Below are 21,295 nucleotides of genomic sequence, written 5' to 3' on the forward strand. Positions count from 1 at the left end.
GTCCGTGAGGTCCGGGACAGCCGTACGTCGTGCGGGAGTCGACGCGGGCCGGCCCGAGGTGGGAGTCCTGGACTGTCGTACGCCGTCCGGGAGTTGGCGCGGGCCAGCCCGAGGTTGGAGTCCTGGACTGCCGGACGCCGGCCGGGGATTGGCGTGGGCCGGTCCGGCGTTCTCGGCTGTACCCTCCGCGGTCCTACGCCGCGGCCGCGTGGGCCGCGCCCACCAGTGCGGCGTCCTCGGCGGAACCGGCGGGCTTCAGCACACGAGTGCGCCGCGCGTCGGCACGCGGGTCCTCCGGTGTCCAGCCCCCGGTCGCGAGGCCGGCGGACAGCGCGGGGGCGACGAGGTCCCAGGAGCGGGCCATGGAGCCGCCGACGACCAGGGCGGTCGCGCCGAAGTCCACCATGCGCGGGCCCAGTACGACGCCCAGTACGGTGAAGACCTCGTCGAGTACCTGCCGGGCCCGCTTCTCTCCCGCTCCGGCCCGGTCCGCGATGTCGTGCACATCGGCGGCGGGGTCGCCGTAGCGGGTGAGGATCGCGCGGCGGGAGACGGTGTCCTCCAGCGGGCGGCCGTCGATCTCGGTGAGGTCCATCCGGCCCTCGGGCGGTATGCCGGGACCGTCGGCGCGGATGAGGCCGTCGGCGATAAACGCCGAACCGACACCGGTGCCGAGCGTGATGCCCACCGCGCGCCGATGTCCCCGGACGGTGCCCGCGGACCACTCGCCGGTCAGGAACGCGTGGGCGTCGTTGAGGAAGACGACGTCGCCGGGACGCTGCCGCAGCCCGTGCAGGAGCGCTGCCCGGACGTCCAACCCGTACAGGGCGTCGAACTTGCCCACGTCCTTGAAGAGGGCGACCCCTCGTGCGTAGTCGAACGGCCCGGGCACCGCCACGCCCCACCGCGCACCGGGCGGCGCCGACAGCCCGTCGGCGCAGCACCGTACGACGTCGAGGATGTCCTCGGCGGCGCCGTCCGCGTCGAGCGGCTCGCGCGTACGGCTGGTGACCCGCCCGTCGCGCGGGTCGACGAGCGCGGCGGTGACATGGGTGCCGCCGATCTCCAGGACGGGGATCAACGGACCAGCGCCTTCACGACACGCACCGGGCCGCCACCGGTCGCTCGCAGGGTGTACCGCCCGACCGCGGCCGGCACGGTCAGGGTCTCCGCGTAGGCCAGTTCGTGCCGGTCCCCGGCCGCCGTGCGCACGGTGACGCCGTCCCCCTCCACCACGTTCAGAATGTGGAACCGCCCCTGCGTGTCGTCCGAGGCCTCGGCCTCGGCGTCGAGCACGAACCTCCTGACCTCGTAGAACATCTCGTCCAGCCCGCCGATGACCTCCTCGCGCCAGCCGGTGCCCTCGCGCAGGGTGCGCGGTTCCTGCACCAGATCACGGGCGACGGCCGTACCGCGCCGTGCGGTCGCCAGGTTGGCGAACCCGTGCTCGTACGGCAGCGGGCGCGGGTTGCCGTCGGCGCCGGGGCGCAGCCAGTCGTAGAACCTCAGGCTGTACAGGTACGGGGTGGCGCTGATCTCCAGGACGAGGTTGCCCGCGCCGCTCGCGTGCGGGGTGCCCGCCGGGATCATGAACAACTGGCCCTGCTCGGCGGGGAAGGACAGGACGTGGTCCTCGGGGTCCATGGGGACTCCGTCGGCGATCGCCCGCTCCACCTCCTTGCGGAAGACGTCGGCGTCGGCGTCCTCGCGCAGGCCGAGGTACACCTTGGTGTCGGTGCTGCCGAGGGTCAGGTAGTACGTCTCGTGCTGGGTGTAGTCCCAGCCGAAACGCTCGCGCATGTACGACTCCTTGGGGTGGCAGTGCACGGAGAGGCTGCCGCCGCCGACGGTGTCCAGGTAGTCGAAGCGGATCGGGAAGGACGTGCCGAAGCGGGCGTGCACCTGAGCCCCGAGCACGCTCAACGGCTCCAGTACGCACAGGAGTTGGAACGGCACCTCGGCCTGATCCTCCGGTCCGGTGCCGATGAGAATGCCGGCCTCGGGGGCGATCAGTTCGTAACCGAGCGCGGTGTTGCGGGAGCCGGGGTTGAAGCCGAGCTCGCGCTGTGCCCAATGACCGCCCCAGGGCGTTGAGTTGAAGTACGGGAGGGCGCGGACGGGCTTGCGGGCCAGCTCTGCGTAGGTGGCGCGCAGGCCTGGTCCGTCGATCCACGCCGGGTGGTCGGGGTGCTGCATGTCGAGCCAGGCGTCGAGGCGGGGCGCGAGCGCGTCGCGGTGCCGGTCGAGCATCGGCCAGTCGATGTAGAAGAGGCGTCTGAAGTCGGGCTTCTCGTCCGGCAGACCGAGGTTGGCGCCCACCTCACCCGCGCCTACGGCGGCCTCCGCGTAGCGCTTGGGGACGTCGGCGTACCAGAGCAGGTCGTGCTCCACGAGGGCGGCGCCGGGGCCGTGGACGAGGAGCAGGCCTTCGGTCGGCGGTGCGGCGAGAGGCAGGCTCTCGAAGAGGTCGTCGAGGGGGTTCTCGGCGAGCTTGCGGAAGTAGGGGTCGTCGGCGTCCGGCAGGTGTTCGGTGCGGATTCTGATGTGGGCCGGTGATGCGTAGTGGGTGCGGATGTCGAGCAGGGTGACGGGGGTGCCGCGTCCCGTCAGTTCGTGGGTGAGGCGGTCGGAAAGGAGGGACCAGTCGACGGACGGGGGGCCGTCGATCGCCAACACCGCCGGACCGGAGGGGAGTTGGGAGGCCGCTGCCTGCCAACCCGAGTGGAGGGCGGCCTGCGGGGCGGGTGTGTAGCGCGGGTCGAGCCGGAACACGGGGTTTCCCTTCGTGGGCGGAGCGCCGGTCATTCCTTGCTCGATCCGGCGAGCATCCCGGACACCAGCGTGCGCTGCGAGAAGAGGAAGAGCACCAGTACGGGGAGGATGGCGATGACGATGGCCAGGGCGAGTTCGGGGATGGTGATGTTCAGTCCCGCGCCGGCGACGGGGTTGAACGACGGTGTGGAGGTGAGGAGTTGGTTCAGGCCCACCTGGACGGGGAACTGCTCGCTGTTCGGCAGCACGAGATACGGCAGGAAGAAGTTGTTCCAGTTGCCGACGAAGCTGAAGAACGCGACCAGTCCGACCACCGGCTTGGCGAGCGGGAGGGCGATGCGGGCGAAGAGCTGCCACTCCGTGCAGCCGTCGATGCGCGCGGCGGACAGCAGGTCCCTGGGGAGGCTGCTCCCGAAGTAGATGTAGACCAGGTACACGCCGAACGGATAGAAGGAGAAGGGGAGGATCAACGACCAGACGGTGCCGATGAGATGGAAGCGGTTGAGCTCCAGGAAGATCGGCAGCACCAGGGTGGCCTGCGGCATGATCATGGCGACCAGGGTGATCACCAGGAGCGTCTTGCGCCCCCGGAACTTCGTCAGCGCCAGCGCGTACCCGGCCGGGACACTGACGGCCAGCGTCAGGACGAGTGAACCGCCCGAGTAGATGGCCGAGTTGAGCAGCCATCTCGACATGGCGCCGTCCTGGAAGGCGAACAAGTGCCGCCAGGCCGTGCCTATTTGGTGGAACGAGCCGAAGGAGAGCGGGTTGTCCCGCACCACTTCGCCGGCCGTCTTCGACGGGGCCAGCAGCAGCCAGATCACCGGCAGCACGAAGAAGACGAGGAGGAAGGCCAGGAGGAGGCCGACTACCAGGAAGGGGAGGCTCCTTGACGGGTGGACGCGTCGCCTCACGGCCGTCAGGAAGAGAGTCGTCTGTGTCATTTCTCGTCCAACGTGAACAGGTTCGAGCGGGCGACCAGCAGACCGGCGACGAGGAGGCCCACGGCCAGGAGGACGACGGAGATGGCGGCGGCGCCGTTGAAGTCGCCCTGCTGGAAGGCGTAGACGTACGCGAGTTGGTTCGGCGACCAGGTGGGACTCACCCTGCCGAGGCTGGCCGTCTGGAGGAGTTGGGGTTCGACGAACAGCTGGGTGCCCGTCGCGAAGGCCATGATCGTCATGTAGACGATCCACTGCCGGATCATGGGTATCTGGATGTGCCAGGCGGTGCGCCACGGGCCCGCGCCGTCCATGCGGGCCGCTTCCAGCACCTCGTCGGGGATGTTGTTCAACGCCCCGTACATCACGACCATCCAGCCACCGGCGCCGGTCCAGAAGGCGATCAGCATCAGGACCAGTGGCAGGTTGCCGGGCGCCAGGACGGCGGCGAAGGTCTTGAACCCCAGGGCGGTCAACAGCCGTGACACCGGGCTGACATCGGGGTCCAGCATGAACAGCCAGACCAGCACGCTCGCCACTCCGGCGAGGGCGCCGGGGATGTAGTAGAGGAAGCGGAAGAGCGCCGAGGTGCCCGGACGCACCCGGCTGCGCAGGATCACGGCGGTCAGCACGACCACGACGACCAGGGTCACCAGCCACATGACCAGATAGACCAGCATGTGGGTGAAGGCCGGGACGAAGCGGTAGTCCTGGACGACCTTCACGAACTGGTTGACCCCGGTGAACTGGCCCCGGTCGTTGGTGAGCGACAGATAGAACGCGTACCCGGTGGGAAAGACGCCGAACGCGAGCAGCAGCACCGCGTACCCGGCGACGAAGAAGTAGCCCGCGCGACCGCGGCCCGTGCGCCGCGGCGTGGTGCCGCGGCGCACGGTGGAGGCGGTGACGCGCTCGGTCTCCAGCAAGGTCACTGATCGACCACCTTGTAGCCCTGGGTCTTTGCCTCGCCGGCGATCTCCTGCTGCCAGGCGGGCAGCGTCTCCGTCAGGCTCTTTCCGGCGGTCAGCGCCGGGAGGACGACGCTGGACCAGGCGGTGGAGTCCGAGAACCTGGTGTTCGACCAGCCGGTCCACACCTCGTTCGCGGCCTGCTCGAACGGCCCGCTCACGTCATTGGCGAAGTAGTCCTTGTTGGCGGGGTTCGCCAGCCACGCCTTCGCGGCCTGCGTGTACGCCGGGTAGGTGGGCGCGGCGGCCTGGTTCTCGTCGGAGGTGGTCAGCCAAGTGACCAGGTCCGAGGACGCCTTGAGGTTGGCGCTGTGCGAGGACACCATCCACACACCGCCGCCGACGTTGCCCGTGGCGGCCGTGCTCTCGCCCTGCCAGGTCAGCGGAGATGCCGCGGCGATCTGCTTGGCCGGGGTCTTGAAGCCGGTCTTGAACAGATACTGGCCGTACCACGAAGGGCCGTACGCCATAAGGACTTTGGAGCCGCTGTTCTTCGCGAAGCCCTGGCTGAAGAAGCCCTGGGTGGCGACCGCCTTGGCGCTGATCAGGTTGTCCAGCAGCGTCGCCATCCGCGTGCACTTCGGATCGGAGAGGTCGGTGCGCAGGGTGTCCGGCTTCACCAGGTCGAACGCGGGGCACTGGCCCGACCAGAAGTACGACTCATGGGAGTTGGTGTCGCCGACCGAGCCGACGAGATAGCCCGGGTGCTCCTTGGCGACCTTCTTGCCGAGGGCCTCGTACTCCTGCCATGTCGCGGGGACCTTGTAACCCCACTTGTCCATGAGGGACTTGTTGTACCAGAGGAGGACCTGCGCGATGTCATTGCGCATGCAGTAGGTGTGGCCGTTGAACTGACAGGGCGTCAGCGAGCCCTTGGCGAAGCCGTCCAGGGTGGTCTGCGGTACGAGCTTCTCGTCCAGCGGCGCGGCGAAGGGCTGCGCGCCGGGCTTGGTCGCCTCCGACGCCCAGGTCACGTCGGTCGGATTGCCGAACACCACGTCCGGCCAGCCGCTGCCGGTCCGGTCGAACAGCTGCACCTTCGACTGGAGATACGTCGAACCGTCGGCGCCGCCGTCGTACGTGACGATCTTCATCTTCACGTCGGGGTGCGACTTCTGGTAGGCCTGCACCGACGGCAGCCTGGTCGAGTCGGCCCACACCGTTATCTGCGAACCCGCCTTCTGCGTGGCCGGCTTGAACGCCGAAGTGCCGGAGGAGGAAGGGGTGGTGGTGTCGGCGCCGGCACAGCCGGCCAGGGCGGCCGCGGTGGCCAGGGACAGCGTGACGGCCGCCGCGCGGAGCAGCGAGTGACGCCGGCCGGTTCTCGGAGATCGGGAAGACTCCATCGTCTTGCCTTGCCTTTCTGTTCTCGCGCCGCTCAGCGCGCTTGCTCGACGAACGGCAGAAGTGCGCCGCCGTAGCCGAAATCGAGGGGAAGGGCGATGCCGGGCCCCGTGGGGGCGTGCACCAGGCCCTGGTCGTCCACATGGCGCTCTCGGACGACGTTCACCGAGGTCACCAGGGACTCGTAGTAGGTGGTGTTGGAGATGGCCATGCACAGGTGGTGGTTGGGGATGTCCGAACCGTGCACCTCGGCGCGCAGCCGGTAGGCGTCGGCGAGATGCGCGGTGCGCAGGGCGCCGGTGATGCCGCCCCGGAGGGTGGTGCCGGCCCGGACACCGAAGGTGGCGGCGCCGGACCGGATGAAGTCCGCCGCGTTCATGTGCGCGCCGTCGGAGGTCTCCGCCACCAGCAGCGGTACGTCGACGGTCTCGGCGAGCCGCTGATAGGCCGAGATGCTGAACTCGCGGATCGGCTCCTCGTACCAGAGGTAGTCGGCCTCGGAGAGCGCCCGCCCCAGCCGGATCGCGTCCGGCAGGTCGAAGCCCGCCGAACCGTCGTACATGAGCGGGACGCCCGGACCGACGTGCTCGCGCAGGGCCAGGCACAGTTCCGCGTCGCGGCGGGCGTCGCCCCAGGCGTGCAGTTTGATCCCGCGATACCCCAGGGCCACACACTGGTCCGCCACGTCGAGGAACTCCGCGATGCTCGCGAACGTCGAGGTGGAGGCGTAGGCGGGGATGGCGTCCCGGAAACCGCCGAGCAGGCGCCAGACCGGTTCGCCGTAGTAGCGGCCGGCCAGGTCCCACAGGGCGATGTCGATCAACCCCAGGGTGGGGAGCGGGAGTTCGTGGATACGGTCCAGCTCCCACACCCGATGCCACAGCCATTCCCGCTGGAACGGGTCGGCTCCGAGCAGTTCCTCGCGGAAGACCCGGTCCACCAGGTCCCGCAGGACGAGGTGGGCGCCCGGACGGGCGAACACCGCGACTCCTTCGGCCCCCTCGTCCGTCCCGATGTGCAGGACCGCGCCGTCGCCCACCGGAGCGCTTCCGCTCAGCCCGTCGCGCCAGCGGAAGGGCGGAGCGGCTGCCGGAACATCGATCCGGTGTACTTCGACATGGGTGATCTTCATCCTGGCTTTCGTCTTCTGTAGGGAAACGTTTTGGCTGGGAAGCGGGCGGGGCTCAGAAGCCGCCGTACGCCTGGAGCGCGTAGACGCTGCCGCCGTTGCCGCTGGAACCGGTGACGGTCAGACGCAGATAGCGCGCGGTGACCGGGGTGCCGGCGAAGGCGTAGTTGGTCTGCGCACTGGTGCTCTGGGCGGTGTGGTCCTCGAACGTGGACCAGCTCTGGCCGTCGGTGGAGTACTCCAGGCGGTACTTGTAGCCGCTCGTCAACTCGAAGGTGGTGACCACGGTGGAGACGGCGGTGTCCTTGCCGAGGTCGACCTGGATCCAGGACGGGTCGGGCAGTCCCAGGCCCTGCGCCCAGCGGGTCGACAGATCGCCGTCGACCGCCTTCGCGGGGGCGTAGCCGTCCGACTCGGAGGACGAGGTCGCCGTTCTGTTCAGGGCCAGGTCGTTGTCGGCCGGGGTGGTGACGACCGCCGCCTTGCTCGGGGCCGAGGCGTTCAGCGCTTCGTCCCGTGCCACGACGGTGAAGGAGTACTGCGTGCCGGCGGTCAGACCGGAGACCCGCAGGCTGGTGGCGTCGGTGACACCGATCCGCTTGCCGTCCTGGTAGACGACGTAACTGGTCACACCGGTGTTGTCAGTGGCCGCGGGCCAGTCGACGTCCACCAGGCTGGGCAGCAGCGGCTTGACCGTGGGCTGTCCCGGGGCGGTCGGGGCCGTGTGGTCCGTGACGGTCCTGGGGGTGCCGTAGACCTGGAAGTCGTAGATGCTGCCGCCGTTCCAGTTGGAGCCGGTGACGGTCAGTCGGACGAAGCGGCCCGCGACCGGGGTGTCCGTGTGGACGTAGTCGGTCGCCGTCGTGGTGTTCGCGGCGGTGCGGTCCGCGAGGATCGTCCAGTGGACCTCGTCGGGGGAGACCTCGATGCCGTACTTGTATCCGCCGGCCTTCTCGAAGGTCGTGATCGCGCCGTTCACGTCGTACGACGCACCCAGATCGACCTGGATCCAGGACGGGTCGGGCAGGCCGAGGCCCTGCGCCCAGCGGGTGGAGAGGTCGCCGTCGACCGCCTTGGCCGGGGTGTTGTCCTCGGAGTACGACGAGGCGGTGATCGACTTCTTCAGCGCGAGGTCGGAGCCGGACGGCATGGTGACCTTGAGCGTCTGGCTGGGCTGGGACTCGTTGCCCGCGGCGTCACGGGCGGTGATCTTGAAGGTGTACGTCTTTCCGGCGGTCAGGCCCGGGAGACGTACCGAGTTGGTGCCCGTGGCGCTGACCAGCTTGCCGTCGCGGTAGACGGAGTAGCCGGTGACGGCCGTGTCGTCGGTGGACGCGGCCCAGGTGAGGTCCGCGATCGTCGGGAAGTCGGTGACCGCGCTCGGAGTACCGGGCCTGCTGGGCGACTTGTGGTCGGTGACGGCCGGGCCCGGGTCGAGGTGGCGGTAACTCGCTTGCAGGCCCGCGTTGTTGACGATGGAGGCCGGCAACTGGGCGCAGGAACCCGCGGTGGTGTTGCCGCTGATGGTGCTGCCCGTGCTGTTGGCCTGGGTGGAGAAGGCGGGCTGGGTGGTGTAGTTGCCGGTGGCCTTGATGTCCAGGCCGTGGTTGAGGAACAGCCACTGGTAGGCGACGTCGCACAGGGCGTTGCCGGTGTTCGTCCAGTACCGGCTGCCCTCGTCGTGGTAGATCGCGCCGTAGGCGGGCGGCGGGGTGCCGTGGATGTAGTTGCCGGACACCACACCGCCGGGGTTGGAGCTCAGTGTGTAGATGGCGCCGCCGTCGGCCTGCGACTTCATGATGTCGTAGATCTCGTTGTCCGTGACCTTGGTGTCACGGCTGGTCGTGGGGGTGTCCCAGATCGGAACGCCCAGGTTTCCCGGGTAGTTGGTGTCGCCGCCCTGGTCGGTGAGGCCCCAGCCCCAGCCGACGGAGATGCCGGTGTAGGGCAGGTCGTAGACCTTGTTGTGGGTGATGGTGGTGTGGTCGGTGTAGCCGGTCAGGATGCCGACGGAGCCGTTGTACTGGTCGGCGACCTTGGTGACCACGTTGTTGGCGACCCGGGTGTCCTTGGTGATGTCCCGGGGGTCGTCGGGGTGGGCGTCGATCACGTCGACCCCGCCGATCTGGACGCCGGTCGCGGCGATCTGGCGGAAGACGTTGCCCGTGATGTCGGTGCCCTGCGTGCCGGTGTTCAAGTTCAGCCCGACCGCGCCGAGATGGGTGAAGGTGTTGCCCTCGAAGCCGATCCCGTGGCCGTAGTCGACGTTGACGGCACCCGGAGTCTTCTGCCACTTCAGACGGGTCGCGTCGAAGTCGGGGTCGTTGCCGACCATCCGGAAACCGGCCTGGCCCTCGATGAGGCCCTCGGACGAACTGGGCGCGAGCCAGGTGGAGTAGGAGAAGGTGATGCCCTGGAAGGAGACATTGCCGACCGGGGCGGCTCGGGTGCCGTCGAGGTCCACCAGATCCTGCACCTGCGGCACGGTGACGGTCGAAGTGGACAGGTTCTGGCCGGACTTGGGCATGTAGTAGATCTCGCCCGCGCCCTTGTCCAGGTACCACTCACCGGGTGTGTCCAGCAGCTCGCGGGCGTTCTCCAGCCAGGTCGGGTTCTGGATCTCCTGGCCCTGCTGGAGATGCGCGTTGTGCCAACAGGGCTGCTGCATCGTCATCTTGTTGTCGGCGATCGACTGCACGGGGCAGCGCATCAGCTTCCAGCCCCAGGAGCTGACGACCTCCAGGTCCGAGGGACGCTTGTAGGAGTTGAGGCTGGAGTCGGTGAAGGCGTAGCCGGTCGAGGTCTGGCCGAAGCCGCCGGGGTTCTTGCCGCTGCGCGCCCGGGTCTCCAACTCGCCGTCCACGTAAAGCTGTCGGGTGTCGATGTCGCCGACCTTGGCCTTGTAGACCTGTCCCGCGCTGTCGGCCGGAACCCAGCCGGTTATCTGCTTGCCGCCGCTGATCACCGGGTGCGCGCCGGGGGCGGCCTCGTAGAAGATCCGGTGGCCGTTGGTGCCGGAGTCCCGGGCGGTCAGGGCGAACGTACGGCTGAGCTGGTAGGTACCGGACAGGAGCCGGACATGGATGTCGCCCTTGGCCTTCTGCTTGACGTCGCGTACGTAGTCCCGCGCGTGGTCGAGCGTCTTGAAGGGGTGAGCGGCGGTACCCGAGCCCACGTCACGGCCGGTCGGGGAGACATAGACATTGAGGTCCGGCTGCGGGGGAGCGGCCTGGGCCGGTACGGCGTTCAGCAGGGCTGCCGCCACCGTGGCCACCGTGAAGGCGGCCGTGAAGGCGGAGGGGAATCTTCTTCGCGGCGGCGTGGAGGCGCCCCTGCGCGCAGACGGATGAGACACACGGATCCAATCGCCTGAGGGAGGTTGTTACCTGCAAGTCCCGGTCGTCCACCGGGACTTGCAGGGCATCGGGCGGCCCGATCGCTGTGCTGGGGCACACACGGGGCCGGCCGGGTTACGAGGCCGGCGTCTCCGGGGAGGGCGGTTGAGCCCCGGGACTGAACAGCCGGTCGCGAATCTTGTTCTCGAACTGGCTCTGGGTGGTGGCGATGTGTTCCACCATCAGCCGCTCGGCGAGATCGGCCGCCCCCGCGGCGACCGCCTCCGCTATGGCCACATGCTGATGGGCGGCGACCTCCAGCGATCCGGGCACGTCACCGTGGAAGAGCAGTACGTCGGACTGGGAGGCCAGGCGCCGCACACCGGCGACGCTCGCCCTCAGGAACACGTTGTGCGAGGCGGCGCCCACCGCGTCGTGGAAGGCGGCGTCGGCCTTGGCGAAGGTGTCGACGTCGTTCATCGAGGCCGCGGTCAGGGAACTCTCCGCGCTCTCCCGTATGGCCCGGACCTCGATCGGGGTGGCGTGCGAGGCGGCACGACGCGCTGTCTCCGACTCGATCACCTTGCGGTAGTCCAGGAGCATCCGGACGTCTTCCATGCCGGTCGGCCGGAAGTGCGAGAACTCGTCGTCCAGCAGCCCGCCGACCGAGGCGGCGACGAAGATGCCCGCGCCGCGCCGCACTTGGAGCCGGCCGATGGCGGCCAGGACCTTCACGGCCTCGCGGGTGACGTTGCGGGATGCTCCCAGGATCTCGGCCAGGCCCTGTTCGGTGGGGAGGCGGTCGCCGGGCCGCAGGTTCTGCTGGGCGATGTACTCCAGCAGTTGCTCCGCGACCAGCTCATATCCCGGACGGTAGGCCGGTGTTGAGTCGCCCAAGGCGAGTCCCCTCTTGCTTCACGGATGAATCAGGTTCATTTTCGTGGCCAATATGGCACTGCGGTGGGGAGTTGGGAAGAGATCGGACACATCTCGGTCTGAAGTCCTGCGGGTATCCTGACAAAATCTCATTAACTACGCACTTCTGTCGAGGTGTTGCGTGAAATGGATCCCATCCTTAAGGTCCTGCCTGCCAGATGAAGCAGATCCTTCTCTATGCGGCGAGGGCCGCGGAAGCGGGAACCTCGTGAGGGCACGCCCACTCGGTCGTACGAGCGTCCAGGTCAGCACACTGGGATTCGGTGCCGCCCCCATCGGCAACCTCCACGGTCCGATCGACGACGACCAGGCGCGGGCCACCCTCGACGCCGCCTGGGACGTGGGGGTGCGCTACTTCGACACCGCCCCGCACTACGGCCTCGGACTGTCCGAACGGCGGCTCGGCGATGCCCTCGCCCATCGCCGACGTACGGAGTTCACCGTCTCCACCAAGGTCGGCCGGCTGCTGGAACCCCACCCGGCCCCCACCGGATCCGACCTGGCGGCAGGAGGCTTCGCCGTACCGGACACGCTGGTCCGCCGCCCCGACTACTCACGGGACGGCGTACTGCGCAGCCTGGAAAGCAGCCTGGACCGCCTGCGACTGGACCACGTGGACATCGTCTACGTCCATGATCCCGACGATCACCTGGACGCGGCCCTCGGCCAGGCCCTGCCGGCGTTGACGGCCCTGCGCGACCAAGGTGTCGTCGGTGCCGTCGGCGTCGGCATGAACACGGTCGCCCCGCTGCTGCGCGTCGTCGCGGAGGCGGACGTCGACGCCGTGATGGTGGCCGGACGGTGGACCCTGCTCGACCGCACCGCTCGCCCGCTGCTGGACGCGTGCGCCGAACGCGGGGTCGCGGTGGTCGCCGCCGCCCCCTTCAACTCCGGCCTCCTCAGCCGCACTTACCCCGCGAGTGACGCCACCTTCGACTACGGCCCCGTACCGGATTCGGCACTGCGCCGCGCCCGGCTCCTCGCCGAGATCTCCGCGCGACACGGCACCGTACTCCCGCACGCCGCCCTGCGGTTTCCGCTGCGCGAACCCGGGGTGGCCTGTGTGGTCGCGGGGTTCCGCACCCCTGAGGAGGTCGGGTCCGCCGCGCGCTGGGCCGGCGCCGATCTGACACGGGAGGCGTGGGTGAACCTTGACGCGGCGGCTGCGGATCGGTTCGACGGCACGTCCGGTGCCCTGGGCGCGGAGGCGGCTACGCAACCGAACTGAGCGTCTGTGAACGGACCGTCTCGTTCGGCGCGTTTCCCGCGCGGCGCGGCGGCGTCCGCCACCAGGGCAACACCGTCGCCCGGGACCTGCTGGCCCGCCGTCCCATCGCCCTGCACGGCACGCTCCCCGCCCTACCGCGAGGCACGAGAATCCCCACCCGGAACGGCCCACCCGTCACCGTGGGCATCGGACCACCGCTGCGGACCACCTCTGCGGATCGCCGCCGGCGAGGCAGCCCAGTCGTTCCGGGACCGGATGCGGGAGCGCGTCAGCGGGTTGTGAGGGTCACCGGTCGGAGTCGGACAGCAGGCCGATCAGATAGATCGTGATCGCGCGCTCGAGCGTCGCGGCGAAGGGCGTGCGGAGGAACACGAGGCTCGGGTCGGTGGCGTAGGCGGTGCGGACGGCGTCCGCCGGGTGGCTGTGGGTCCACAGGGCTCCGACGAGGACGATGGTCATGCTGGCCGCTTCGGCCGCTTCGGCCGCCTCGGCCGCCTCGCGGTCGTCGAGCTCGGGGAGGATCTCCCGCAGCATGCCGGCCAGACCGGCGAGACCGTCGTGGGCACCCCGCTTGTACTTCGCGGCCAGCTCGGCGGAGACATTGTGCTCCAGGATGCCGGCCTGGGCGCTGAGCAGTTCCGACGGGAAGCGCGCCACCCTTGTGCACCCCAACGCCGCCGGCCACGCCAACGCCGCCAAACAGGTCGAAGCCGCCATCCGTAAGGCACTGACCTGACCCGGCAGCACGCCGGCCCTTCACCTCGCCGAACGGTGGTGCCCGGAGGCATGCACCTGGGCACCACCCACGGCACACCGCTTCCCCCGCCTCCGCCCCGCTTCATGGCCGGGCCCGATCGCCCTGACGACGGAGCCGAGTGTGACGGCCGACCGTCACGGGTCTGCGGCACCTTTCCCGTACGCGGACTCATACGACGCCGCCCCCCCCGCCACCGAGCACCGAGGCGACGCCCCGCGACGACTCCCCAAGATCTGTGACAGAGCCCGCATCTCTTCGCCTCGGACTCGCGGGGCCGGTGTCAGCGCGGTGCGTCGGGCAAGGCGACGAGCAACTGCTTGTCCGTCACCACGGCCAGCGACAGGGTGCGATAGCCGACCGACTCGAACAGGACGGTGATCTTGCCGTCGCCCTCGCTCATGACCTCGCCCTCGCCCCACTGGTCATGGCGCACACGGACGCCCGGCAGGTAGGCGTGCTCGTCCGTCGCGGGACGTGCGGCCGGCTCCGCGGCTCGGACGGCACCCGCTGAGGCGTCCGCGCGCGCACCGGCCCGGATCCACCGACGCTGCCATGCGGCGGAGTTGTACGACCGTCCGGACTTCCCGGAGCGCTTGCGCCTCAACCCGTGCGCGGGTTTGGCCGCCGGGTCCGTGCAGTTGTCGCACGCTCCGCAGGGGACGGGGGCGGAGTCGCCGAAGTATCCGAGGAGGAACCGTCGCCGGCAGTCGGTCGTCTCGGAGTAGCCGCGCATCATGTCGACCCGGGACTGTTCGAGCTTGCGGTGCGTCGCGTGGCGGGCGAGCGCTCTCCGCACAGCGGTGTCGACGTCGTCTTCCGCGGAGGCGCCGTCGGCGTCGACCACGCCGGTGAAGCGGCTGCCGTCCCGTCCGGTACGGACGGCCCCGACCTCCTCCAGCAGGTTCAGTACGGCGGACAGTGCCGTCGCGCTGAGTTCGCAGGAGGCCCGGAGCCGGGTCGCGCTCACGGCGCCCGCCTCGCCGCGCAGCCGCTCGGCGACGCGTCGCAGCGCGTCGGCGTCGGGTGCCCCGGCGGCGAAGAAGCGTTGCAGGCCCAGATCCTGCGGGCGGTAGGCGAGGATCGCCCTGGCCGGTGCGCCGTCGCGGCCGGCCCTGCCGATCTCCTGGTAGTACGCGTCGAGCGAGCCGGGGACGGACGCGTGCAGCACGAACCGCACGTTGGCCTTGTCGATGCCCATCCCGAACGCAGAGGTGGCCACAACAACGTCGAGTTCACCGGAGCTGAACCGGTCCTGGGTCTGCCGACGTTCGGATGCCGAGAGGCCCGCGTGGTAGCTCGCGGCGGCGAGCCCGAGGTCGCTCAACTGCGCGGCATAACTGTCCGCCGCCTTCCGCGTTCCCGCGTACAGGATTCCCGGCTTCTCCTCGACGGCCGCCCGCTCCACGACGAACCGCTCCTTGGCGGCTGCGTCCTGGAAGGCAGACACCTCCAGGTGGATGTTGGGACGGTCGAAGCCGGCCACTATCTCCACCGGGTCGTTCATGCCGAGCCGTTCGGCTATGTCCCGTCGTACCGGTGCCGCCGCGCTCGCAGTCAGGGCGAGCACCGGCGGGTTGCCGAGGCGCTCGCGCGCGTGGCGCAGCCGCAGGTAGTCCGGCCGGAAGTCGTGTCCCCAGGACGACACGCAGTGTGCCTCGTCCACCACCAGCAGCCGGGGCCGTACGGCGGCGAGCCGGTCGGTGACGTCGGGCTTGGCGAGCTGCTCAGGAGCGAGGAAGACCACGTCGACGGAGGAGGCGCTGATACGGGCCCATGCCGTCTCGTTGTCGCTCTGGCGCTGCGCGGAGTTGATGGCGGCGGCGCGCAGCGCGCCGGATCCGAGGAGGCTCTGCATCTGGTCCCGCTGAAGCGCGATCAGCGGTGAGACGACCACGACCGGACCGCCGAGCAGGACCGCGGGCACCTGGTACACGGCGGACTTGCCCGCACCGGTCGGCATGACGGCGAGCACGTCACGCCCCTTCAACACGGCTTTCATCGCGGTCAGTTGGGCCGGACGCAAGTGCTGCCAGCCGAAGACCCGACGGGCGGTGCCGCGCAGACGACGGGACGTGAGTGTGAGCATCGTTCTCCTTGAAGGACGGGCGTCCGATCGCCGTGTGTCTGGCGGCTACCCCGGTTCGCCGGGATATCGCCTCACGCGACGGGGTCGCCCATATCGAGATCCCCACGGGACGCTCGCAGTGCCCACCGGCACGCTCCGGCACCGCCTCGATCGCGACACCGTCGACATGGTTCACGCCGGGCTCGCTCGGCGTGCCCGGCCTGCCGTACGGATATCCGCTGCCGATTGTCCCGGCACTCCTGTCCGTGTACGCCGATGAACGTGCGCCCCTGTTCACCGCTGTCCCGCCCTACAGCCGTTGCCTACAAGGTCCCACGCGCTGGTCTCACGGTGATGCCGCATGCGACACCGGTACAACGACACGGCCTGTGAAATTACGTCATCAGCCGCAAGGCCCAAATCGATGTAGGGTCTCGCCGCTCATGGCGCAGGCTGCGCTCGATGACCAGTGGTTCTTCCGCTGCTGAAGCAGTGGGGGGTCTGCGGCACCGCGCTCTCTACTCGACGGCGATGACGCTCTCGACCGGCTCGCATCCCTCGGCGGTCGCCCGGACGCGGATCGTGCCGGAGCCGGTGGGACGGATGATGGCCAGAGCGCGGCCGTCGTAGGTGAGTCGCTCGGCGGCGTCGAATCTCTGGAGGGACTGGGGATCGGCGCTGCCCAAGGCGATCAGTTCGCCCGCGCCGGACACGTCGATGTGCACTGTGCGGTCGGCGCCGGTCCAGCAGGTTCCCGCCGGATCGGTCAAGGTGAGGGACACATAGGCGAGGTCACCAGTGGTGGCCCGGACGGTTCGCCGGTCGGCTGCTGCCGTCAGCCGCACGGCTCCGGTGGCGGTCGCCAGCGCCCAGCGGCCTGTCTCCCTGCCGTCGCGGTAGGCGATCGCCTCAACGCGGCCCGGCTCGTAGGGCACCGTGAACTCGGCGCGGAAACGGTGCTCGGCGCCCGCGGGCCCGCGCCCCGCCGACCGTCCGTTGACAAGGAGTTCGACCTCGTCGGCGTCGCTGTAGACCTCGACGGTGACGGGTGCGTCCTCGGCGCCGGTCCAGGTCCAACTGGCGATGCTGTCGCTCCAGGACCAGGGACTCCCGATGAACGTCCTGCCGTAGGTCTCCGGTCGTTGGACGGCGATGTACGGCTCGCCGCGCAGGCCGAAGACGATCTCGCGGTAGTAGGAGACGGGGCGGCGGTGGCCGGTGATGTCGATGTCGCCGCAGCCTGCGAGGAGGTAGGGGTAGGGGGCGGTGTGGCTGGGCCTGGAGTTCCGGTCGTCGGCGTACTGCGGGCGGCCGATGCCGACTTCGCCGAGGTAGTCCCAGCCGGTCCAGGTGAAGTCGCCGATGACGTGGCTGTGTTGGCGCACCTGCGCCCAGTAGCGGTCGATGCGGGAGGGGAAGGTCTCCGTGCCGAGGATGATCCGGCCGGGGAAGAGCTCCCGGTCCATGGCGTAGCGGCTGTCGGAGTAGTTCATGCCGGCGATGTCGAGGACGCCGTAGGACTCGGCCGTGCGCTCGGTGACGAGGTCGGACGCGCTGACGGCGTTCATCATGTCGCCCGCGTCCGCCATCAGGGTGTTGATGCCGGCTCCGTCGCCGTCGGCCTTCTCCTTCGGTTGCTTCTTTCTCTGGGCCGCGAACTCGGACATGACGGCGAGCATGTTGTTGATGCCGTTGGTGACGTACCGGCTGGAGTCGAGGGAGCGGATCTTCTCGGCGAGGCGGCGGCCCCAGGCCGCGCCGACGGCGGATCCGGCCTCGGGGATCTCGTTGCCGATCGAGTACATGATGACGCTGGGGTGGTTGTAGTCCTTGGCGACCATGGACTCCAGATCGCGCTCCCACCACTCGGGGAAGTTGAGGCTGTAGTCGAAGCCGCTCTTGGCGGAGGTCCACACGTCGAAGGCTTCGTCGACGACGAGAACACCGTGCTGATCGCAGGCGTCGAGCATGGCCCGGCCATCGGCTGGTGGGAGATCCGGATGGCGTTGAAGCCGGCCTGCTTGAGGAGTTCGACACGACGTTCCTCCGCACGCGCGTAAGTGGCGGCGCCCAGGGGGCCGTTGTCGTGATGCACGCAGGCGCCGCGCAGTTTGACGGTCTGCCCGTTCAGGCGCAGTCCGTTGTCGGGGTCGAGCTGGAGGACACGGATACCGAATGCGGTGCGGTCGCTGTCCACGAGGGCGCCGCCCTCGGCGAGGGTGATCCGGGCGGTGTGGAGGTGAGGGGTGTCGGGACCCCAGAGCCGGGCGTCGCGTACGTACAGCCGCTGCCGGACCGTCGTTTCCCGCCCGGGCAGCAACGTGACCTTGGTGGTGCCCACGGTCTCCGTCCCGGCGTCGGGGCCGGTCAGCACGGCGGTGAGGTCGAGGGTGCGGATCGCGATCGAGTCGTTGTGCAGGCGGGTCGCGACCTCGACGACCGCCTGGCCGGCGTCGACGTCGAGGGTGGTGACGCGGATGCCGTCGGGTGCGATGCGCACGAGACCGCCGACCAGCATCCAGGTGTCGCGGTAGATGCCGGCGCCGGTGTACCAGCGGGAATCCTGGTGAGCGCGGGCCTCCACGCGGATCTCGTTCTCCTGGCCGTAGCGCAGGTAGGGATCGATGGCGACGGTGAAGTGGGAGTATCCGTAAGGGCGTTGACCCGCGTAGTCACCGTTGATGTGAACGGTGGCGTCGCGGTAGACCCCTTCGAACGCGATGAAGACGCGATTGCCGCGTAGGTCCTCGGGAACGAAGAAATTCTTGCGGTACTCGTGGACGCCGCCCGGGAAGTAGGCGCCCGCCCCTCCTTCCATGGTCGTCCCGCCGTCCGGCGGGACTCGGTCCTGGCCGATCATCGCGTCGTGGGGCAGGGTGACGGGAGTGAACGGGGCGACGGGGCCGGAGAGTTCGGCGAAGGGATTGACCTTGCGCCGGGTCTCCCAGTTGCCGTTGAAGGAGGTGCGGATCATCTGTCTCTCTTGTCGTTCGTGGTCCGAGAGTTACGGAGGGCCGGATGCCGTCGAGCCCGGCGAAGCGTGCCTCAGGCGTGGGCCGGCTTCTTCCTGGGGCTCTTGAGGAGGCCGGCGCCCGCCCCGAGCGAGACGAGGCCCATGCCGGCGGTGGCAGCGATGCCCTTCACGCCGTCGAGGAGGAAGTAACAGCCCGCGGCGACACCGGCGTTGAACAGGAACAGGAACCACAGCACCGGCCTGGAGCCGAGGAAGTCCCGCACCCGCCGCTGCTTCATGAGGACGGTGCTCGTCACGAACGCGCCGACCGTCCCGCCCGCGGTGACCAGATACTTCGCGGCGCCCTCCAACACCTCTCCGGCGGCGATGGACGCGCCGATACCGGCCATGAACACGAAGAAGAGCAGCAGTAGGGAGAGGACCGACATCTGCCGTTTCATGGAAGCGCCTTTCAGATGGGGGAGGGCCGGAGAGTCTGCGCGGGCGGATCACGCCTGCCGTGTCACGGCCTCGGACAGGTAGGAGCGCCGGCCGTCGAGGGGTGACGGTGTCGCCGGTGATCTCGAAGCGGCCCGTCGTGCGGATGTCGTCGGAGGCGGCGCCGACCGATACGCCGACAGGGCCCGGCTCCAGGACGAACGCGCCGTCGAGGCCGACGTAGCCGAGCTGGCTCATCAGGACCGTGAACTCGACCGTGGCGGTGGCACCTTGGGCGAGGTGGACCCGCTGGAACCCGACGAGTTCCTGGGCGGGCCGGGTGAGGCCGGTGGCCGTGTCGTGGAAGTACGCTGGACGACTTCATCGCCGTCCCGGTCGCCGGTGTTGGTGACCGGCACGGACACGACGACCGATCCGTCGACGGGCACTTCGGCGCGATCGAGGGCCAACTCGCCGTAGCGGAACGTCGTATAGCCCAGTCCGTATCCGAACGCGAACAACGGTGTGGCGGGCAGATCGAGGTAGCCGCGGTGCATGTCCTGGTCGGTGCGCCGGTAGCCGCTGCCGGTCTTCTGCCCGTGGTGCAGAGGGACTTGGCCCACATGCCGCGGAATGCTGTACGGCAGCCTGCCGCCCGGCTCGGCCGCGCCCGTCAGGACGTCGGCGATGGCCCGAGTGCCCTCCTGGCCGCCGTAGAACGCCCAGACGACGGCGGTCAGTTGGGCGATGACGGAGGTGATCGTGAACGGTCGCCCGGTCTGTACGACTGCGATGGCGGGAGTTCCGGTCGCGGCGACCTCCTTGACCAACTGCTTTTGTGCGGGGGGTAGTTCGAGGTCGGTGGTGTCGTGGCCCTCGCCTTCGGTGCCGTCGGGGAGCCAGTCGGCGTGTCCGCCGAGTGCCAGGATCACCACGTCGGCGTCGTGGGCGGCAGTCACCGCGGCGGCGCCGGGCTCCAGAACGGTGACCTCGGTGTCCGGCAGGGCAAGCCGTACGGCGTCGGCGAGGGAGAGCGTGTCGTACTCGGAGCGGATCCACGCGTCGCCGTCCGGGACGGCTGCCAACTCGGCGGCCAGGGGCGGCGCCGAGGCGTCCGACACCGACTCGGTGCCCGGCATCGCGGCACCGGCGACGGACCGCAGGAGCATCTTTCGTATCGCCGGATAGGTGTACGTCGGGAAGGCGGCCGTGACGTCGTCGGCGAGCGGGCCGACGACCGCGACCTTGCGGATGCCGGGCGACAGCGGCAGGACCGGGCCCTCGTTCTTGAGCAGGGTCACCGACTTGCGGGCCAACTCCCGTGCCAGGGCGATGCCTTCGGCTGCGGTCCGCCCGATGGTGACCGGGTCCTCGTCGACGTACGGGTGGTCGAAGAGGCCGAGGGCGAACTTGTCGCGCAGCACGCGTCGTACGGACCGGTCCAGTACGTCCTCGCCGATCCGGCCCGCCTTGACGGCCTCGGCGAGGGCGGGGCCGTAGCCGGCGATCTCGGGGAGTTCGACGTCGAGTCCGGCGGCCAGGGCCAGGACACCGGCCTCCTGGTTGTCTGTGGCGACCCGTTGGCGTGAGCCGAGCCACTCGATGGTCATGTAGTCGGCGACGACGGTGCCGGTGAACCCCATGCGCTCACGCAGCAGTTGGGTGAGGATCGCGTGGGAGGCGCCGACGGGCACGCCGTCGTACTCGGAGTAGGAGTTCATCACCGAACCGAGCCCGGCCAGGTGGATCGCGGCCTCGAACGGGCGGGCGTGCACCTCGTACAACTCCCGTGCGCCGACCGCGGTCGCGGCCATGTTCTGGCCGCCCTCGGTGACGGCGTAGCCCAGGAAGTGCTTCGCGGTGGCGAGGACACCCTCGCCCTGAAGGGCGCGGACGAAGGCGACGCCCAACGCGGAGACCAGGTACGGGTCTTCGCCGTACGTCTCGTGGATACGGCCCCAGCGCGCGTCCCGGGCCACGTCGAGGACCGGAGACAGCGCCTGGCGCATGCCGATCGCCCGCATCTGGCGGCCGATCAGGGCCGCCATCCGCCCGACCGCCTCCGGGTCCCAGGTGGCGGCGAGGGCGATGCCGGTCGGGAAGACGGTGAATCCCGGTGCCATGACGCCGTTGAGCGCCTCGTTGTGGAAGATCGCGGGAATGCCCAGGCGGGTCTTCTCCACCAGGAAGCGCTGGATCTGGTTGACGGTGCGCGCCACCTCGGGGGGCGGCTTGGCGCCGAAGCCCGCGAGACCGGAGACCTGGCCGATCCCGTTCCTCAGGCGCGCCGACAGCCGTTCCGGATCGGCGCCGTCCGCCCCGGAGAGGCTGGGCCACATGACCGAGGTCAGCTGGAATGCCTTCTCCTCCAAGGTCATCCGCGCCAGAAGGGCGTCTACGAGCTGGGTCGAGTCGATCACGGCCACTCG

Annotated in this window: 13 protein-coding genes and 3 pseudogenes; 1 reads left to right on the forward strand and 15 read right to left on the reverse strand. The window is 69.5% G+C overall.

The window, feature by feature from the left end; genetic code table 11:
* Positions 1-193: 193 nt before the first annotated feature.
* The 8 genes from ACIRRY_RS33500 to ACIRRY_RS33535 form a co-directional block, all read right to left on the reverse strand.
* Entirely contained in the window at positions 194-1,081 is an 888-nt protein-coding gene (locus ACIRRY_RS33500) for an ROK family protein (RefSeq protein WP_403980172.1), read from the reverse strand.
* Positions 1,078-2,772 (reverse strand): class I mannose-6-phosphate isomerase, encoded by a 1,695-nt coding sequence (locus tag ACIRRY_RS33505; RefSeq protein WP_403980174.1) that lies wholly within the window; start codon positions 2,770-2,772, stop codon positions 1,078-1,080. Before ACIRRY_RS33505 ends, ACIRRY_RS33500 begins: the two co-directional genes overlap by 4 nt.
* Before the next feature lie 29 nt (positions 2,773-2,801).
* On the reverse strand, positions 2,802-3,716 hold the full coding sequence (locus tag ACIRRY_RS33510) for a carbohydrate ABC transporter permease (RefSeq protein WP_403980176.1): 915 nt from the start codon (positions 3,714-3,716) through the stop codon (positions 2,802-2,804).
* On the reverse strand, positions 3,713-4,645 hold the full coding sequence (locus ACIRRY_RS33515) for a carbohydrate ABC transporter permease (RefSeq protein WP_403980179.1): 933 nt from the start codon (positions 4,643-4,645) through the stop codon (positions 3,713-3,715). The genes ACIRRY_RS33510 and ACIRRY_RS33515 overlap by 4 nt, the downstream gene beginning before the upstream one ends.
* Positions 4,642-6,027 carry an ABC transporter substrate-binding protein gene (locus ACIRRY_RS33520; protein WP_403980182.1) on the reverse strand — a complete coding sequence of 462 codons (1,386 nt, stop codon included), beginning with the start codon at positions 6,025-6,027 and terminating at the stop codon, positions 4,642-4,644. Before ACIRRY_RS33520 ends, ACIRRY_RS33515 begins: the two co-directional genes overlap by 4 nt.
* Before the next feature lie 32 nt (positions 6,028-6,059).
* On the reverse strand, positions 6,060-7,157 hold the full coding sequence (locus tag ACIRRY_RS33525) for an enolase C-terminal domain-like protein (RefSeq protein WP_403980185.1): 1,098 nt from the start codon (positions 7,155-7,157) through the stop codon (positions 6,060-6,062).
* A 52-nt stretch (positions 7,158-7,209) separates the two neighbouring features.
* A complete protein-coding gene (locus ACIRRY_RS33530; protein ID WP_403980188.1) occupies positions 7,210-10,419 on the reverse strand; it encodes a discoidin domain-containing protein in 3,210 nt (1,069 codons plus the stop codon).
* A gap of 205 nt (positions 10,420-10,624) precedes the next feature.
* The gene (locus ACIRRY_RS33535; RefSeq protein ID WP_403980191.1) at positions 10,625-11,386 is read right to left on the reverse strand and encodes a FadR/GntR family transcriptional regulator; all 762 of its coding nucleotides are present in this window, start codon (positions 11,384-11,386) and stop codon (positions 10,625-10,627) included.
* Positions 11,387-11,633: 247 nt separating this feature from the next.
* Here ACIRRY_RS33535 and ACIRRY_RS33540 point away from each other — a divergent pair, with 247 nt between their 5' ends.
* Positions 11,634-12,653, forward strand: coding sequence for an aldo/keto reductase (locus ACIRRY_RS33540; RefSeq protein WP_403980193.1), 1,020 nt, complete (start codon positions 11,634-11,636; stop codon positions 12,651-12,653).
* Between the two features lie 285 nt (positions 12,654-12,938).
* Here the strand turns inward: ACIRRY_RS33540 and ACIRRY_RS33545 are convergent, their stop codons facing one another.
* The 7 genes and pseudogenes from ACIRRY_RS33545 to ACIRRY_RS33575 form a co-directional block, all read right to left on the reverse strand.
* The gene (locus ACIRRY_RS33545; protein ID WP_403980196.1) at positions 12,939-13,310 is read right to left on the reverse strand and encodes a hypothetical protein; all 372 of its coding nucleotides are present in this window, start codon (positions 13,308-13,310) and stop codon (positions 12,939-12,941) included.
* A 380-nt stretch (positions 13,311-13,690) separates the two neighbouring features.
* On the reverse strand, positions 13,691-15,496 hold the full coding sequence (locus ACIRRY_RS33550) for a RecQ family ATP-dependent DNA helicase (RefSeq protein WP_403980198.1): 1,806 nt from the start codon (positions 15,494-15,496) through the stop codon (positions 13,691-13,693).
* 497 nt (positions 15,497-15,993) lie between these two features.
* Positions 15,994-17,445, reverse strand: coding sequence for a DUF4982 domain-containing protein (locus tag ACIRRY_RS33555; RefSeq protein ID WP_403980202.1), 1,452 nt, complete (start codon positions 17,443-17,445; stop codon positions 15,994-15,996).
* A gap of 254 nt (positions 17,446-17,699) precedes the next feature.
* Positions 17,700-18,449: pseudogene (locus tag ACIRRY_RS33560) on the reverse strand (sugar-binding domain-containing protein); the annotation flags it as partial.
* Between the two features lie 71 nt (positions 18,450-18,520).
* Entirely contained in the window at positions 18,521-18,889 is a 369-nt protein-coding gene (locus tag ACIRRY_RS33565; RefSeq protein ID WP_403980205.1) for a hypothetical protein, read from the reverse strand.
* A 211-nt stretch (positions 18,890-19,100) separates the two neighbouring features.
* Positions 19,101-19,175, reverse strand: a pseudogene (locus ACIRRY_RS33570) (hypothetical protein); the annotation flags it as partial.
* Between the two features lie 242 nt (positions 19,176-19,417).
* A pseudogene (locus ACIRRY_RS33575) lies at positions 19,418-21,244 on the reverse strand (glycoside hydrolase family 3 protein); the annotation flags it as partial.
* Positions 21,245-21,295: the final 51 nt, after the last annotated feature.

It is taken from the genome of Streptomyces sp. NPDC101776 (assembly GCF_044766845.1).
GTDB lineage: Bacteria > Actinomycetota > Actinomycetes > Streptomycetales > Streptomycetaceae > Streptomyces.